The sequence below is a fragment of the Pseudomonas sp. 20P_3.2_Bac5 genome, from assembly GCF_025466035.1.
GTDB lineage: Bacteria > Pseudomonadota > Gammaproteobacteria > Pseudomonadales > Pseudomonadaceae > Aquipseudomonas.
Window position 1 is genome coordinate 201174 of record NZ_JANLOA010000042.1, and the last position, 17310, is coordinate 218483.

Sequence of the window (17310 nt, forward strand, 5' to 3'; positions counted from 1 at the left end):
GGTCGCCAGCGTGAAGCCGTGGAACTGGTGAGTACCGCGTTCAACGAAATGGTCGCTACCGCCAACGAAGTTGCGCGTTCGTGCAGTGCCGCCGCGTCGAGTGCCGATGAAGGCTACCGCGACGTAAATGACGGCCAGCAGCACATCGGCGAAGCCACCGGCAGCGTGCTCAAGCTCAGCGAAGACCTGCAAAAATCGACTCAGACCATGCAGTTGCTGGAGCAGGACAGCCAGAACATCAACACCATTCTCGACACCATCCGCTCGATTGCCGAGCAGACCAACCTGCTGGCGCTCAACGCGGCGATTGAAGCGGCGCGTGCCGGTGATCAAGGCCGTGGCTTCGCCGTGGTCGCCGACGAAGTCCGCGCCCTGGCCCGTCGCACAGCCGACTCCACCGGCGAGATCGACAGCTTGTTGGGCAATCTTGCCCGCCGCACCCAGGAAGTCACGCAGCAGATGCAAGGCAGCCTGCAGGTGTCCCACGCCAGTGTGGAACGCATTCAGCAGGCACGTGACAGCTTCGACAAGATCCGTGGCTCGGTGGACTCGATCCGCGACCAGAACACCCAGATCGCCACAGCTGCCGAGGAGCAGCACCAGGTGGCCGAAGAGATCAATCGACACATCGCGCAGATCCATGCCGATGCTCAACTGGTCGAAGGCTTTGCCCTGTCCTCGCAGACGGGGTCGGGCCGATTGATAGAGATTTCTGGTCAGCTCAAGGGGTTGGTGGGGCGGTTCAAATATTAGTGTTTCTGGCCGGGTGAAAGTGTTGGGCGATAACCGCTTTTATTCGGGCAGACCAGTTGCTGCGGCGTTGCAAGTGACGCCGCGGGTTCTTGGTTTGAAATTTCTCGGAAGGTTTCACGCCCCTCTAAATTCCTAGTTAGTGATGGTCACTGTTTTGGTGAAGATGTTTAGGGTTAGGAATGAATTGGGCGGGCGGTGAATACTGATAGGGCTTCGCAGGTTTGAGAAACCGGAGATGACAAAATGCTTGAGCTTTGGGTGACATGGATGCTGATTTGCAAAGAGTACGGGGGTTTGTGGAATCGTCTGCGTAGGTTAGTGGAAACAGACAGATACTCATGAACAAATTTAACATGGCATATCATTTAACATAATATACATTATGCGAATGACGAGCATGTTCATGAGTGTTGCGTTACACAGGAAATTACCTAGGCCCAACTGCAACACGCTCTACCATAAAGAGCAGCTTCAGCTGTTGCGCTTAACCCCTCGGAAGCAATTTACCGGACAATCAGGAAGCTAATCTTCATCTAGCCGAGCGCGAATGGCTCGGCTGCACCATGCCCGATCTTGTCTGCAGCCAAGTTGCGGCGCGTCTTTTGACAAGTCCGTCTGCGGTAGCCCGGGGTTTATCCCTCGGGCCATAAAATTGCCTGGCGCAGCAATCACGCTTGGACGAATGGTGGCTTTGATTGCTCCGCGCAGACGACCAGATTGCTCGTCTGTGGAGATTCTTCCGCTTGGTTGATGATGGATTGCGTGGAGCTTGGGTTTAACCAAAACACAGGTTTTGCGGCCGGTTTTCGAGGGGTTGGCATTGCGTGATCTTGGGAAGAGCTTCTATGCGAGACGACCAAGCGCAAGCCCTCGCTTGCACAGATCCACTTGCAAGGCTTCGGCCAGTTGTACCGGAGTGCGCTGTTAGCTAGTGTGAGCAGTGAATGACTTTGGTGGGCTCAGAGACAACTAACCCCTCTGGTGAGCAGTATAGGTCACAAGACCTGTGCGAGGCCTGGGGGCTATTCTTGGAGGTAACGTTATCGGTGAACCTCCGAGCGCACCCTACCCGGCTTATGTAATCTAAAATTATAACTAAACTAAATATTCATTTAGTTTAGTTATAATTGGCGTTAACCAAAATGGTCTGAGTCAACCTCTCTCTGTCGGTGCACGGCTTGGTCGCTGCGCAGTTCAAGCACCGGACTGTCCACCAACGCAATCTTCCATACTGATCATCTCAATTAAGGTCATCCGCTATTTCCTGGGTAGATACCTGATAATGACGCTTAAACGACAAATATGATCGAAACAGCTACCGCAACATTAGCCATAATTCACTGAAAAGCCTGATGCAGCGAAAGCCGCCCTGTCCGAACACGTACGAACGCCTTGAGCTTGTTGAGTGCCTGAACAGCGTTATGCAACCCCATTCCGGAATTCGGAGACTGCGCCTTGGATGTAACGTGCTTTTTGAAACAATCGAGCGTGGCTTGAAGCTCAGCTTCCAGGCTCAGTTCCTCCAGGGTATCGACTGGGCGTTCCTCCTTAGCCGTCAGCCATCGCCGAGCCAGCCCAGGACCGCTGTCAATGACCGAGATTTCCAGGAACTCCAGTACCTCAGCCTTCAGAAACCGTTTCAAAATGAAACGCGCGAGCTCCGGCTCTACGTCAGAATACTCCAGCGCATCCTGACGACTCATCTTGTTGAGCTTGATCGATGTACCGCGTAGCGCCTTCTTATACTTGTTGCCGTTAACGTCCGTGACAGCATGTTGGTCAGCATTGGAAATCAGTTCCCAGAGCACACTGCCCAGTGCTGGAAGGCCCGACCTGAGTAACACCCCTTGATCACCGCGAGCATTCATCAGTTTCGACGACGTTTCCACGAGCGTCGAGAACCAAGTTCTCGGTTGGACTTTCGGCACGGCGTGATCAAAGTAGAACGGCTTGATGAACTCACGTTTTGCGTTGTTCACGCAGAACAAATTAATGGCAGTGGGGCGAGCGCCTCGGAGGTTGGACGTGTTACGCAGGTCACCTACGAACATCGCATCGACAAGAGGCCTGATTGCCACCAGCGCTTCTCGCCGATCAATTAATTGATGATCTTGAGCGTGCACTTCACTGCACATGATCAAAGCAAAGAATCCAGCAGCGCTCTGCGCCAACTGTGTAATTTGGGTGATTGCTTCATCACCAGCAGGTGAGTACAGGTGAAGGACGGTTTTTTCGTAAGCACGTGCCCAGGTCACGATGAACTGAGCCAATGCTGCATCGACGCCCAATCCACCGCCGTGGCTCATGCTGATAGGAAGCCGGAGGCTGGGATCCGTACCTAACGACTGATAAAGATCCTCGATTTCGTATAAGTTGAGCTTTCGACTGATTTGCATTCACGCCCCTCACATTCCATCGTTGACTTGGCGATACCCGGAATCCCGAGCTGCCACCGTCTTGACCTACCTTAGCCACCCCAAGCCGCTTACCAGAATGGTCGGCGGGCGGAACACGCGGCAGACTCTACGCGATGCAGCAAATTTAGGCGACGCTCTAAAAGCTTGCGTGCTTACCCGATCACTAGCCCAACGGGTATTCAAATCCTACACCGACGCCAGAACCAAACTCACCCCCAAAAGGGCAAGGGCAAGGCGGTAGCCATCAACAACCCCGCGAAGTACTTTGAAGTCAGCGACGACTTTCTGGACAACTTCATCGCTCGGCTGTACCAGGTGAACGATCGTCTGCACCTCATTCGCTCGATCCTGAGACCTGACATCGGAGCCCCTGCCCCACTGCCTGACGGAAGCTCTGCTGGGTGATCAAAGTTGGCGCATCAGCTCTCGAACCAGTCGCTCGAATTCTTCCACGGAAGAAGCCTTGGCGTTCAGGGGCCGGATGCGTATGAGCTTGGTATTTGCCGCACGGAAGATGGCGTCCTTAAGCTGGTCATTGACCTGCGCCTGAGGATCATCATGGAAGCTGCTGTCCAGCTCGATGAAGTACACCGGCACGTAGCCGCTACCCACGTCGAACAGAACGCTGTCGACAATACCTCGAAAGAAGTAGGACTTGGCTTGTTCCGACAGTTGATCCTTGATGGCCTGGTAATCGAGAACGCAGCTCAAGGCTACATTGGGGTAAGGATGGTGAGTGGGGAAGACCCGCCGCACCGCCTCGTAAAAGTTTTCTTCCTGCTTGGACTTGAACAAGCGAATGGTCTTTGGCCCTCCGGCCGTCACCTCTGTCGCCCGGACAGTCATGTTTCCCCGAAGGCTCGCTGAAAACACTTCTGGCTTGCCCTCTAGGAAAGACTGGATGATGTCCTTGGCTAGCGGGCGATGCTGATGGGTTTGGGCATAGTTGAGCAGTGCGGAGTGATTGGTCTCTTGCATCAGCTTCAGTCGCTCATCAACGAAGCGATCCACAAAGCCCTGGCTGAAGCCGTGCTGGTTAAGTTCAATGAGCAGATTGGTGGACTCGAATTGCCTTGAGCGCTCAGCAGGCGGTAGTGGCTCAGCGAAGGAGAAGAACTCGGTCTCAAAGAAGCCGGTCATTTGAGCCAGATAGGGATCCTGCACCTTGGCCTTTTTTTTCTGGTAAAGAAGCTTGCCAATTGCCTCCCAGTCCTTCTCCGCCAACAACGTAAACCAGTGCTCTCTGTCTTCCATGGCCGCGCTCCACGCCTGATGCCGAACGTCGGGTTAGGATATGGTCGGAGCCGAAGCACATGCAACGTCAGGTGAGGTAAAGGTTTCGGAAACCTAGGCGTCTAAGCGCACGTCAATGGACGTTCTTGCAGCACATAGCGCCTCAGAGGTCCTTGATGCAATGCTCCATTTGTTGTCACATTCGGCTACGGTGATTCTATCAATTCTTGCGCCATCAGCACTAGACCGAAAAATTTAATCGTAATTTACATACCAGGCTATGAAGTTTGGCTCATTATAATTGAGGTATATCTTGCGCGACGCTACTCAAAAAAACGAGAGTTTTGCTATCGAATTCAAGGACAGAATCGCAGCGTTTTCAGAACAGCAGGCGCTTAAATTTTTCAATCTTGTATTGGATTTAGGAGAAACCTACGGTACGGGCTATCAGTTTGAAGGTGCAATCCATTTAGTGCTGGATAACAGTATTATACAATCATACAAGCATAGGAATACTCAGCCGCATCGTGAGTTACAAGCGTTAGCATATACTGCATTCTGCCGCTTTGTGACTGGGTGGGGCGATCGCGAGACTTACTTGGCGCTATCGCCGGCGGCGGTTTACGAACACTTGGGACGCCCTGACCAAGTCACCAAAACTCAAATAGAAAAGGCATGCGCTGAGCTATCTGAATATTTTTCAGAAACAGGGCTAAAAATAAAGATGATCGGTTTTAGAAACCCTTCGGAGCTAATGCAACACCTCAAAGCAATAGCCGCAGATGACAAGTACTTAAGTGATTATTTCAAAGAAGTTGAATCTTTCGATTGGAAGACCGATTTGCGGGCCCCATTTGGCGTGAAAATCCCGCTAAGCATCGCATCCTCTAAAATACCTGACAACCTGCCACTTCAATACTTTAGCCCATGGTATGTTAAATTCGTCATTTCCAGTCGAGTGGAACGACTAATTGCGCAACAATCTCAACAAAATATTGAAGCTCGGCCGATCATGAGTGGAGAGCTCTCAGAATCACTTGCAGCAATGAATGATTTTACTAAAAAAGGTGTCTTAAGAGGGTTGGGTGACATTGATATGCTTCAGCTTTGCGATATAAACAGCCAATATCAGAGCAAGGTCAGTCAAGTGCTGCTTGGACAAACTTTTGATAAGGGTCTGTCTAAAGTCCTTCACCAGAGAACTGTTTTCTTTGAAAGCAGCTGTATCGAATATGGAACTGCTCAGGCAGAGGAGCAAATAAAGGCCACCGTGAGACTAATGACATCCAATCCATTCAAAGCCCAAGACGCTCGTGCTGAGAAATTTAGCGGATATCTGTCAACTTTCTGCGAAACGCTTAAAGCAACCTGCATTGAAGCACAAAGAAAATCGCGCTAGTCAAGTGTCTCGCTTTGCTTTGTTCAATTAGCCCCTGCACATCTTACGACTGTGCGGGGGCAGCAGGTTGTTGGCGTGATGCGTTTTTGATCCAGACAGCCAGTGGTGGATAGGGTCGATAATCGACACTGCAAACGATTTCGCCTATATGGCCTATCGGCCGCCTAACCGTCCTCCCAGATTTTTTACTAGATCCTGTAAGAAAAAAACTAAACTTGCAAACACCAGATGGCGCAAGCCAGTGAGATCCTCGCTGCAAACCATCTCGCAAGCTTGTCGACGCGCGTAGGACAAATGGAAAATCCCTTTTTAGTTCTCACACTGTTTAGCAACCTAGCTCGGGGTTCGATGCATAGTCTTGCGAGACGAGGAGGAGTGTTTTGGACGCAACGGCATAGATAACTGCCAAGCCCGTTATCATGAAGGTTAAGAACCACAGCATGTTATTAATGGAGGCTGGATCCATAAGGTTCGTAACGCCAATCATCACTATACCGTACAGCAGCGGGATCAGAGAGAGGCAGATCGCAAGCTTGGTTAGCCTTTCATACATAAAAATATGCCCAGTTCTTTCATTGCAGCGAGCTGACTCACTAGCGGACTTTAATGCCATACTGGCACGAATCAGATCGTAAACTGAAGCTGCGCCGCCTACGAAACAAACCCAAGCCATCGGATCGTTTAGCATAAATTTAGACTGAGATCCGAAAAAATAAAGGATGAGGTAGCCAGCAGGTGCTATCAGCAGGAAAAGCACTACCCCATATATATCGAGCGCCGCCTCGACAAACTTTTTCTTCATATCTCCTTTTAGCTTTCGGCTGATACGCCAATACATAAGAGGAGTGATTAATATTGCTATTATAAATACAAAGGCCGTGGATACCTGGACCCACTCTTGAGCATAAAAGTTTTCGAACATCGAGGAGTTCCCCCTGCACTTAAGTAACAAATTTATTGGTTCTGGTTGTACGCCGCGCTTTCGAACTATACGCCCTGCCCGCCTGTATCTCGACTCCTATGAACTCGACCACCAAAGCAAATATGATCGACCCAGTTTAATTCAACATTTGGCTGAAATAATTATTACACCTCAAAGAGTCCGAATAATTATTGAGGTTATCCAGCCTCGCTGGGTTGTAGTTCACTAAAGCGGCCTTCCTGCAGTGCTCGGGCGACAGCTGCCCTCTCGGTAAATCTATCGGCAGTCAACGAGCAGTAGCTCAGCCTTGCCTTGGATGAAGCCGAGCCCCGAGTTGGACCCGGCCTCATCGTGACACACTAGCCGCCGAAGACTTTCTTGCGTTGCGCAGTCCGCTCCCGGCGTTGGTTTTCGTAGGCGGTTCGCCGCTTGGCAGCCCGTTGGACCAGCTCCAGGACCAGGGCGATGTCGCTGAGCAGCTCATCCCGAGTGGGCAGAGCCAATTGGCGCTCACCAGGGGTGTCATGGGCTTCCGTGGCTTCACATGCCCGCGCATAAACGTCCTGCAGTTGTTCCCACTCCTCTGCGGGATGGCCGACCACGGCGCCAAAGGCTTCGACGCTGACCACGTCGCTGAATGGCTGAACCGTGTTGTTCAGGAATATCTCGCGAATGGCCCGTTCGACGGTGCCACGGAGGCTGGAGTAGCCCGCCGCAATTTGCCGTTCGAGTTCATCCCCCGGATAACTGCCGTCGATAGCGTTCAGGGCTTTCACCCGCTCGCGCAGATCGTTCAGTCGGGCATTGGTGTCCATCGTCGTCCAGGTCAGCCCCTCACTCACCAACCCTGGTGACTCATCCCAGCCGATGGTCTTGTAATTGGCTGAGCGCCCTGCACGCTGAAGCGCCATGGCCAGTTCAGTCAAAAACACGGCGTCATGGGTGAGCACCAATACCTGGCGCGTTTCGGACAAGGTCACCAAACGTCGGGCGATGGCCCGGCGAAAAACATGATCCAAGGAGGTGGAAGGATCGTCGAACACCACCGTTGATGTGTGTGGCAGCGAGTCAAGCTCAGCAAGGAACATGGCCAAACCCAAGGCGCGCTGTTCTCCTTCCGAGAGCACCTTGGAGGCTTTTGCGCTGATGTCCTTCAGGCGCAGCGTCACCTTGGTCACGCCGAGATCGGTACGCCCGGTCAGATCCGGTTGTACCCGGCGCTTGTAGCCCAGGGCCTTCAACTCGGCATTCATTGTGGTCGCCAATGCCTCGGTCACATGCGTCGCGGCCAGGGCCGTCAGTTTGCGTGATACTGCCTGAGGGTTGAGCGCGCCATGACAGCGGCTCAGTTTGTCATGCACCTGGCTGTCCTGGATAAAACGCTCAACCGCAGCGAGTTGGCCGGACAGGCGTTGTCGAGCCTCCATCTCCGCCAGTTCCCGGGCTAGCGCCAACCGTACGGTGGGATCAGCGGAGGCACGCAGGGTCTTGGCGTCGGCGCGCAGTAAGGCAGCTTTGGCGGCGAACGCACCATCCAGGTTCGCCTCCGGCGGAAGCGGCGCTAACCCAGGGGCCAAGTTTCCAGCTTCCAAGGCTTGCGTGACCCAGGTGTGCCGGGCAGCCCAGGTGGACACCGTTGCCGTTATGGCCGCGTGCAAGTCAGGCAGACGCTCAGCCACCTCAGCCAGCGTGGGCGCGTCCAGAATGCTGCGATCGACCGATTTCACCTTCCCGAGCGCCTCTCGACGTGCAGCGTTGGCTGCCTGGGCGTCCGCAGTGGCGCTGTCGGCCACAAAGGCTGCAAAGCGACGCATACGCTTGGCCGCGTTCGCTGCGTAGGGTTGCTGGCACAGTACACAGTGCGCGTCCGACTCCAGATGTGGGAACGGCTGTGCAGGATACGCAGCCTGTCGCGAGAAAGCTTCAGCGGCCCGATACATCATTTGCCACAGTGCATTGCCCGTTCCTTCTAGCAACGGGGCGGTGAGCGGAGCGGATGCCGGCGCCTCGTTGCCGTCTTCGGAGATGGTGCCGTGGAGCCGCGCTTGCGCGAGTTGCATGGCAACGTGCGCGCCCTTCTCGATCTCGATCAGTTCTTTTGCCCGCGCAATGGCGCGGTCGCTCACCCAGCGCTGGACAACCTCCGCACGCTGCTGTGCTTGATCCAGGCGGGTAGCCAGGCGCTCCAAGACCAATGCCTGCGGGCCCGGATCGGTTTCCAGCAGTGTCCGCTTCAGAAACTCCAGTCGCCTGAGTTCCTCGTCACTGACAGTCCCCAACCGAGTAAGCATCGTGAGGTCCGAGCCGCTGCTCAGGCTGGCGATGTAACGGCCGACCTCGGTGTCACCTTTCAACTGCTCGAACGGCCGTGTATCGAGGACCAACGCGCTGCGCTCGGCCGCGACGCGGGCTTGCAGGTCGCGCTGCAGTAGGACCAGGCGCGTGAGATGGGGCAAGCCGTACGGTTGGAACGCGGGAGTACCCTCCGCGTCGATATAGTCGTTGGCACAGGCCACGTCGTATACCGATACGGCGCTCAAATGCGGATGGGCCGGCCCGCTCTGGACCCAGCGTGCCGTTTCCGGCGAGCCATCCACCAGGATGGCGAAGTCTGCAGAAGGCGATCTGGGCGGTGCCACTGCCGCAAAGGCGTTGGGCAGAACCTCCACACGATGCCGGGCCTTGCAGGCATTCTTGAGGACGCGAGCATAGCCGGATTTACCGGCACCATTGTGGCCGAAAAGGATGGTCATGCCCTCCGGCACCAGGTCAAAGGAGCGGCCTGAGGGGAAGCCGTTGACCTGATCCAGCCCAGATACTCCAACCAGTCTGACGGTAGCGCCACTGCCGGCGCCCGGGACGTCATCAATGCTGAACGGTCTGCCGACACTAGCGACCGTGCCATCGCCTTCCTGCTCGCGGATCATCTGCAAGATAGCGTCGAGATCGAGCTGAGAGAGCTCGGGCCGCGCAAAGATGCGACGAAGCGCTTCTTGTTGCCAGGGTCTCATCCCACCCGCCCACGCGATGATCTCGCTCAACAATGACATAGCAATCTCCTTTGCCTGAACATAGGCTGGATTCTGTCTGTTTGAGCTTGGGAACACCAGCTACCTGGATCGGATCAATCTCATGATCGCTTCAATGGGCTACCTGCTACTCCATGTCGAACTTTGGATGGTAATCCGCAGAATGCCCTTTTCGGAGGAGATCCATCGGGACCGGTGGCCGGATTGAGGCTGCTACCTTGCGTTAATGACCGCTTTCGGCCAAAAGTAGGTAGTTACGCAGGGTTCGCAGCCCTTCCTTAAAGCTTGAAGGCGTCTACAGAAGCAGGGGCGATTCAGGCTCAACGTTTTGCGGCAGGTGATCGGTCTGCCTCCAGAGGCCGGCACTGCTGGCATTGCGCCTATCTGAGCATTTGTGACAGCATCGCCCGATTAACCTCAAGAGCTTCCTGCTATCACCATGGGACAATCAATCTCCGATAGGCGCGGGCGAAGGCTTGCCAGTGGGCGGGGGCTGAGATGAGGCGGTAGCCAGGCCACCATTACACAAGGATAGTTTTGGTTATGTCGTACATTAACTTGCCCAGTGATCAGCAAGCCGCGATCAGCGACGTTGATGAGACGGTGCTTCGGTCAGCAGTACACAAGTGTCTAGATGAAGAACGCGTAGGGCCTATTCATGGCCTTGGCCTCAGTAACTGTGGGCCCTACGTGGCTACCAAGCTCCATGGGTTCCAACAAGCGATCGCTGAGTACAGCAAGGCCAAGGCCCATGCCAAGCGCGAACGCACTCGGCAGGATGCGCTGTATGCCGGCAATGACCTCATTCACGCCTTGCAGCAAATGAAAGGGCGGCTCGAAACTGAGCGCAAAGAGGGGGAGCTGTTCGTCATTGATGATCAGATCAGGCCACCTTTCCACCTCAGCAAGCGACTATCAGTGCAAGTGTCGTTTCGCTGGCGAGCGTCGCCGTCTGCGGACTGGAAGCACGGGCACCTGACGTTCGTCTACGATTTCTCCCCTCAGCCCAGCTACACCCTGCCGCTGCCCAAGCGCAAACCCAGCGCGGCGCAGGTAGCGAGGGATCTTGAAGACAGTCTGTACCGAGAATGGGAGCGCTTGAAGGCTCAGGCACTTTTCTCTATGAGAGAGTTCTTCCGAGATGGCGGCGATGGGGATGCTGTGCCAGAGGTGTTCGCGGTGAGGTCTAGTCCCTACGGCGGGGGCTTGAATAACTTCAGCTGCAATTTTTGGCAGCCCGAGAGGCCGGCACCATAAATTTGAGCAAGCATCAGCCTCGGTATCTAGGACTGGTGTAGCTGCCCTTCACGAAAGGCAGCTAACGGCCACAAGCGGACCATCCAGCAGAGGCCTGAGTCGGCTATCCTTCCATGCTTTAAGGGATCTATGAAACTGGGGCGATTCACCAAACACTTGATACGCTGAACGGTGCTAGAAAATATATGACGTACAGTGAACCTCGCGTTGAACAGGAAATTTTCAAAGATCTCGCTCAGCTTTCCACTACACCGGGATTCGTGCATGCGCTCTCATGGATGTCGTTACGAGACAATTATGTAATTTTTGATGGTGCAATTGACGGCGAAACCCTCGCCACCTCTTATGCGCCAGGACGAACGGTGCGGACTGAGTTTTCGACCTTGCTCGGGCTAATGGTTCGTCAGCCGATTGACCTGAGCCAGCCGTCGCCCTCCGAAATTCAAGCGCTGCTTGATCGGACCAAAACATTGCTTGAGGAACTCCATGCGCACCTGGGGCGGCCAATGCGGGACTCGCTCATCGAAGCTGCGAGAGCCGTACAAGTGGCGGAGTCGAAGCGCCCGCCTTCTCCATTCACGCGTGCAGATGTGCTTCGGGAGCCGATCTTCTATGGAGGCGAGTCCGCGTACAGTTTCCAATATCGAGATATGGCGCGCGAACGCTACGCTGCGGACGAGACATGGTTGCTTGAGAATAAGGGGTTCACCATTGCGGACGCGCAAGCTATGGCCGATGCAATCTCGAAACTCCAGAACATCAAGATTGCGGACGCGCTGTCGTGCTTGAAAACCGGGGCGTCACACTCCTCATCCTTACTATCTGGCTTTACTACAACGGCTGAGGAAATCGCGGCGCATTGCACTCGGCCTAAAGAAATGGTTCAAGCGATGCTTTCGACGTTCAGTGTCACTGCGCCCTCCAATCAGGATTTCACGTCTCTCGGCGCGTTTAACGTTGTTAACGCATGTCCGATAGTCGCGCTGCCGGATGGACACTACATCGCACTCCAAACTTATGGAATCGTCGAATCGCTTTACGACTCACCGTTCTACTGGATGATCGGCGATAAATCCTATCGAGCCAAGGCCTCGGCGCACCGGGGCGACTTTACCGAGCAGTTTGTTGCTAAGCGGCTACGCTCGGTATTCGGCGAGAGCAATGTCCATTGCAACGTCAACATCGAAGGCTCGGACGGCCGTGTGTCCGAGATGGATGTGCTCGTCCTGTTTGGCGACCGGGCGCTGCTCGTCCAGTGCAAGTCTAAGAAGATGACATTGGAATCGCGTAAGGGGAACGATCAAGCACTACGCGACGATTTCCAGAAGGCGGTGCAGGATGCCTACGGCCAGGGCCTGCGCTGTGCACAGTCGCTTAGACGGCCGAGCTTGGACTTTGTGAAGGAAGATGGATCAAAGCTCAATATCCCCCAACTACGCGATATCTATATCTTGTGCGCTGTGTCGGACCACTATCCGGTGCTCACTGTACAGGCCAGGCACTTCCTCGAATATGAGGAAGACAGGGTCATCCATGCACCTTTGGTAGCCGACGTATTTCTAATAGACGTGCTAACCGAAATGCTCGCCAGCCCTCTGCGATTGCTCAGCTATATCGACCGGCGGGTCGGTTATGCCGAACGTATTTATGGAACCAACGAGTTGTCAATCCTTGGCTATCACCTGAGTCAGAACCTATGGCTCAAAGACAAAACTAGCATGGCCATGGTAGTAGATGATTTCTCGCTCGATCTGGACACCGCCATGACCGTACGTCGTGAGGGTATTCCCGGCGTCGCTACACCTAAAGGTATTCTCACCAAGTTCACGGACACGCGTGTCGCTCGGATCATCGAGAAGATTGAGCACGAGGCTGACCCTGACCTGATCGATCTCGGTTTCCTCCTGCTCGACATCAGCGGCGACACGGTAAAACAGCTGGACCAGGGGATGAAGGACGTCGCCCGACGCACTCGGCTCGATGGGCGGCCACACGACTTCACCCTGGGGTTCGATACCGGCGACACTGGAATTACTATCCACTGCAGTCGAGCAACAGCGAGAGATGCAGTTGAGGCACTCGCTGCTCATTGCAAGAGGCGCAAATATGTACATCGCGCTGATAATTGGTTTGGACTTCTCGTGCGTGAGACAGATGGGTTGCCTAAGCTCAGTCTGACGACACGCTTTCCATGGAAGCGTGACAGCCTGATGGAGACCCTGACGCAGGGCATGGTGCTCAACGGGAATTCGGGATCTGCTCAACCAGCTTCGTCGAACCGTACACCAGACGATTCGAAGATCGGCCGAAACGACCCATGTTTCTGCGGTAGTGGTCAAAAGTTCAAAAAATGCTGCTTGATGTGATGATCACTGCTATCCCAAAAGTGGGTGAATCGCCCTCAGTTTCATAGATGCTTTCGATCCTCAGCGGAACCGGCCCAGTCCTGGCGAGGCCGGCAGCTTCTGGCCGATCTCTGCCCTTCACGAGGGGAGGCTTTGGGTCGATAGCGGTCAGTCGTGAACGGTTGCAATCGACCCATTGCGGACTTTCATTCAACCCATTGAAACCAGAGCCAGCCGGGAATTGAGTTCCAGCAGGGGGAGCTTGCCCACTGCCAATGATGAACACATCCCATGATCGCTCTGCATGAGCTGTCATTCCAACTCCTTTCGAAACAGTGATGGGACACCTCTTTTCAGAACACGTAGCTTATTTCTACTTAAAGTCATGTCGAGCCCAAGCACACCTGGCAAACCAAGCAGTAGCTTTTTCCACTCCGCGGTGCATGCGGAAACCGACCTCGTGGTCAGGCGAAAAAATCTTAGCTTTGTCGCAAACGGCACACGCAGCGGTACGCTGTCGGCCAACGTTTCAAGCCAATACAGCAACATTTGCAGCAATTTCTCATTCAACTGTTGGTTAGGCCGACCCTAAGTGTTGCGTATGAATATGTGAATGTGTGCAACAAAACCAGCTTTAAGATTACTGCAACTCCAGTTGCTCGATAACTCTAATAAAACATAATAAATTCAATAAGTAATGAAACACACCACCCTCCGAAGACTCCCATTATCAGCACCTTCGTATGAAGGCTTGAGGAGCGTCCATTGATGCCGGCTGCTTTGCTACTAGCAACGCTCTGCATGGTACACGCCCGATTGAGCGCTCTGGCAGATCGTGCTGCGGCTTGGTAGAAATCGCACTGCGATTTTTTCGCGCGCGCGAAAATCACATGACCGATCGCACCGGCTCCTGGATCATTTCCTCCAGCACCTGGTCCAGGTGCGGTCCCAGTTCAAACACTTCGCTGTAGAACCGTTGCAGCGACTTGGCTTCGTACGTATAGCGCGCTCCAACGAACAACTGGGAGCAATCCTTGATGGATGCTTCAAGTGAGTAGCCAGGTTTTAAACGTTCTGAGATCTCACGCAAGCGATCGCCGAGGTCACTAGGAATTGCCTGGTACAGTGCAAGCAAGTCATGGCTATCCTTTCTTGCAGCCTTGGACAGCAGCAAGTAGCCCTCTGGATCGAACGCTGGATCGTATTCATCTGTCGGGCTGGTAGGATCAAACTTCACATGGAATGCTTTCAAAAAAAGCTCCAACGCCAAGCCAGTGCTCATGGCAGCAGGCCAAGCAAGGGCTAGGTCGCCATTAAAGGCTTCCGTTTTGATGAGCTCTGCTGCCCTTAGATATGTTCGACCTTCCTCGATAACTCTCCTGCTTGGCAACGGCTCGACGTAGGTGATGACCATGCTTCCTAGCTCCTTTGCAGATCGCAATGCGATTTTCTCGGACGAGAAAAATGAGTAATAATGCGTTTTTAATCACTCAGCAGAATAACTAAGCTAAATGACTATTTAGTGTAGTTATGAGTTCGAGCATCACGAATTAACAAAGAACCGCTCATGCAAATCATCGAATGTTCGCTCAAGTAATTGAACGACGCAGCCACACTATGAGTCCCTCGACTATCAGCGGGAAGATGTTTTCTTGCCCTATCACAAGTACCTGGGCACCTGACGGCCCTGTTCCAGAGCGCCGCACCCTCCTCTTTGCCTCTACTGCTGCGTCGGATCAGCCTGTATTCTTGCGCTAGGCCAGGAATGTGCCTTTCGCTGCGGTCGCCCGCCACCGCCAGCACGGGAATCCGGACTCTCCATCAGGTACTGACGTGAAGCGTGACATCCACCTCGTTGTCCTTCTGCTTTTGCTTATCGGTTGTTCGCTGGCTTCGTTGACGCTGTGGAAGGTCATGGCCTCACGCGAACGCGCGCTGGAAGAAATCGATGTCCACGGTTTGAACCTGACCCAGGCGCTGGTGACCTATTCCGAAGGGATTGTGCGGCAAAGCTCGCTACTCTTGCTCGGTCTGGTCGAGCGCCTGGAAACCGAGGGCAGCGGCCCTGCGCAGATCGCCCGGTTGAAGCAGTTGGTCGCGCGCCAGCAACCATTGATGCCGCAGTTGAGCGGCATCACCGTGTATGACCGGCAGGGTCACTGGCTGATGGCGTCCAACCGGCCGACGCCAGTCGGCGCCAACAGCAGCGACCGCGCCTATTTCGTCCATCACCGCGACGACCCGTCCCGCGAGCCCTTCATCGGCCCGCCGATCCGCAGCCGCTCCAACCAGGAGTGGGTGATCACTATCAGCCGCCGCTTCAACGACGCGGACGGCAGCTTCGCCGGCGTCGTGGCGGTCACCCTGGGCATCGAGAACTTCCTGCGTCTGTTCGGCACCCTCGACCTCGGCCAGGATGGCGCGATCGGCCTGACCAATACCGACGGAACCCTGCTGGTGCGTTACCCGTTCCGCGAACAGGACATGGGCCGCAACTTTTCCAACTCGCCGATCTACGCCAAGTACCTGGTCGACAAGACGGTGGGCACCGCCTCGTTCACGTCCAGCCTGGACGGCGTCGAGCGGCTTTATGCGTTTCGTAAAAGCGATCGCCTGCCGCTGGTGACCACGGTCGCCCTCGGCAAGAACGAAGCCTTGGCAGCCTGGCGTCTCGAGGCGATGCTGTCGTTGTTGGTGGTGTCCGGTCTGCTGGCCGTCGTTGGTGTCATCGGCTGGTTGCTGATCCGTGATATCCGCCGGCGGATCACGGTGGAAGGCGACTTGCGGGTGGCACAACAGCAGTTGCTCGACAGCAACAGGCAACTCGAGCGCCTGGCCATGGACGACGCTCTGACCGGCCTCGCCAACCGACGCTGCTTCGACCAGACCCTGTCCATGGAAATCCGCCGCGCGCAACGGGATACAACGCCACTGGCGCTGCTCATGCTAGATATCGATTTCTTCAAGCGCTACAACGACCGCTACGGCCATCCGGCCGGCGATGCCTGCCTGCGCGAGGTGGCCAGCGCCCTGGCCGGTTGCATCCGCCGGCCGCCGGATCTGGTGGCGCGCTACGGTGGCGAGGAAATGGCGATCATCTTGCCCAACACCGATGCCGAAGGCGCGACAGTGGTCGCGAAGCTGGTGCTGGAGGCGCTGAACCGACTGGATATCCTTCATGCAGAAAGCCCCTTCGGCCACGTTACCGTGAGCATCGGCCTGGCCTGCGCGTCGGGGCCCGCCCTGGAACCGCAGCAGGCCCTGATCGATGCCGCCGACCGGGCGCTGTATGCGGCCAAGGAAGGTGGGCGCAACCGTCTGGTGGTTGCCTGCCCTCCCCTGATCAGCGCGACAACAACGCTGAGTCAGGAAGCAAACAACTGCCGCAACTGATCGAGGCCGTCAGCGTAGATGCCTTCAACAACCGCCAAGGCCTCATCATCAGACGCGCCGTCCGCCACGAACTCCGCCTGCCAGGTCACCAGCGCCTCGCCGTCGGCTGCCGGCTCGACGCGCAGCAGCGATTGGTAATCCCGCGCTGGCAACGGTGATTCGATGATGCCGTAGCGATACAGCCGCTCGCTGTCGGAGTGCTCCAGCAGCCGCTCGTGGAGGGTCGCGCCGTTGCCCAGGGTCAGCAGCCGTTCGGCGCCCGCCTGGTTGTTGCTGCCGGCGAGCAACTGGCTGGCGCTGACCGCCGGGTGCCAGAGGTGCAGGCCGTTGAAGTCGCCGATGCGCTGCCAGACCTCATCCGGCGTAGCGCTCAGGGTGATCTGACGTTGTGCGTGCAGGGAACTCGTTGCCATGGTCGTTCGCTCCTTTTGGGCTGTTTGGCCAGCGCCAGTGTTACAGGCCCGGCGCCCTGCCCCCATTCTCCCAATGGCGCAAACCTCAGCCGCGAACCGCTACTTTGGGATAAACACAATGCACCGCGGCCGGCCCTCACTGGGCCGGC

General features: G+C 55.3%; 10 protein-coding genes and 1 pseudogene. 5 read left to right on the forward strand and 6 right to left on the reverse strand.

The features are described 5' to 3' along the window. Positions 1–237: 237 nt before the first annotated feature. Positions 238–753: pseudogene (locus NTD88_RS29140) on the forward strand (methyl-accepting chemotaxis protein); the annotation flags it as partial. Between the two features lie 1337 nt (positions 754–2090). On the opposite strand, the gene NTD88_RS07125 reads toward NTD88_RS29140, so the two are convergent. After that, positions 2091–3149, reverse strand: a complete 1059-nt coding sequence (locus NTD88_RS07125) for an ATP-binding protein (RefSeq protein ID WP_262156254.1) — start codon at positions 3147–3149, stop codon at positions 2091–2093. Positions 3150–3575: 426 nt separating this feature from the next. Further along, positions 3576–4424 (reverse strand): DUF2726 domain-containing protein, encoded by an 849-nt coding sequence (locus NTD88_RS07130; RefSeq protein WP_262156255.1) that lies wholly within the window; start codon positions 4422–4424, stop codon positions 3576–3578. Positions 4425–4716: 292 nt separating this feature from the next. On the opposite strand from NTD88_RS07130, the gene NTD88_RS07135 reads away from it, so the two are divergent. Next, positions 4717–5802 (forward strand): hypothetical protein, encoded by a 1086-nt coding sequence (locus NTD88_RS07135; RefSeq protein ID WP_262156256.1) that lies wholly within the window; start codon positions 4717–4719, stop codon positions 5800–5802. A 325-nt stretch (positions 5803–6127) separates the two neighbouring features. On the opposite strand, the gene NTD88_RS07140 is transcribed toward NTD88_RS07135, so the two are convergent. Next, positions 6128–6724 (reverse strand): hypothetical protein, encoded by a 597-nt coding sequence (locus tag NTD88_RS07140; RefSeq protein ID WP_262156257.1) that lies wholly within the window; start codon positions 6722–6724, stop codon positions 6128–6130. Between the two features lie 359 nt (positions 6725–7083). Beyond that, complete coding sequence (locus NTD88_RS07145; protein WP_262156258.1) at positions 7084–9774, reverse strand: AAA family ATPase; 2691 nt, start codon at positions 9772–9774, stop codon at positions 7084–7086. Positions 9775–10296: 522 nt separating this feature from the next. Between NTD88_RS07145 and NTD88_RS07150 the strand changes: the two genes are divergently transcribed. Together NTD88_RS07150 and NTD88_RS07155 are read left to right on the forward strand one after the other, a co-directional pair. Beyond that, complete coding sequence (locus tag NTD88_RS07150; RefSeq protein WP_262156259.1) at positions 10297–11010, forward strand: hypothetical protein; 714 nt, start codon at positions 10297–10299, stop codon at positions 11008–11010. A gap of 185 nt (positions 11011–11195) precedes the next feature. Beyond that, on the forward strand, positions 11196–13376 hold the full coding sequence (locus NTD88_RS07155) for an SEC-C metal-binding domain-containing protein (RefSeq protein ID WP_262156260.1): 2181 nt from the start codon (positions 11196–11198) through the stop codon (positions 13374–13376). 865 nt (positions 13377–14241) lie between these two features. Here the strand turns inward: NTD88_RS07155 and NTD88_RS07160 are convergent. After that, positions 14242–14769, reverse strand: coding sequence for a hypothetical protein (locus NTD88_RS07160; RefSeq protein WP_262156261.1), 528 nt, complete (start codon positions 14767–14769; stop codon positions 14242–14244). A 419-nt stretch (positions 14770–15188) separates the two neighbouring features. Between NTD88_RS07160 and NTD88_RS07165 the strand changes: the two genes are divergently transcribed. Continuing rightward, positions 15189–16748: a diguanylate cyclase gene (locus NTD88_RS07165; RefSeq protein ID WP_262156262.1), complete on the forward strand. Its 1560-nt coding sequence runs from the start codon at positions 15189–15191 to the stop codon at positions 16746–16748. Here NTD88_RS07165 and NTD88_RS07170 read toward each other — a convergent pair. Then, complete coding sequence (locus NTD88_RS07170; RefSeq protein ID WP_262156263.1) at positions 16721–17161, reverse strand: SRPBCC family protein; 441 nt, start codon at positions 17159–17161, stop codon at positions 16721–16723. The two genes, NTD88_RS07165 and NTD88_RS07170, sit on opposite strands and share 28 nt — an antisense overlap. Between the last annotated feature and the right edge of the window lie 149 nt (positions 17162–17310).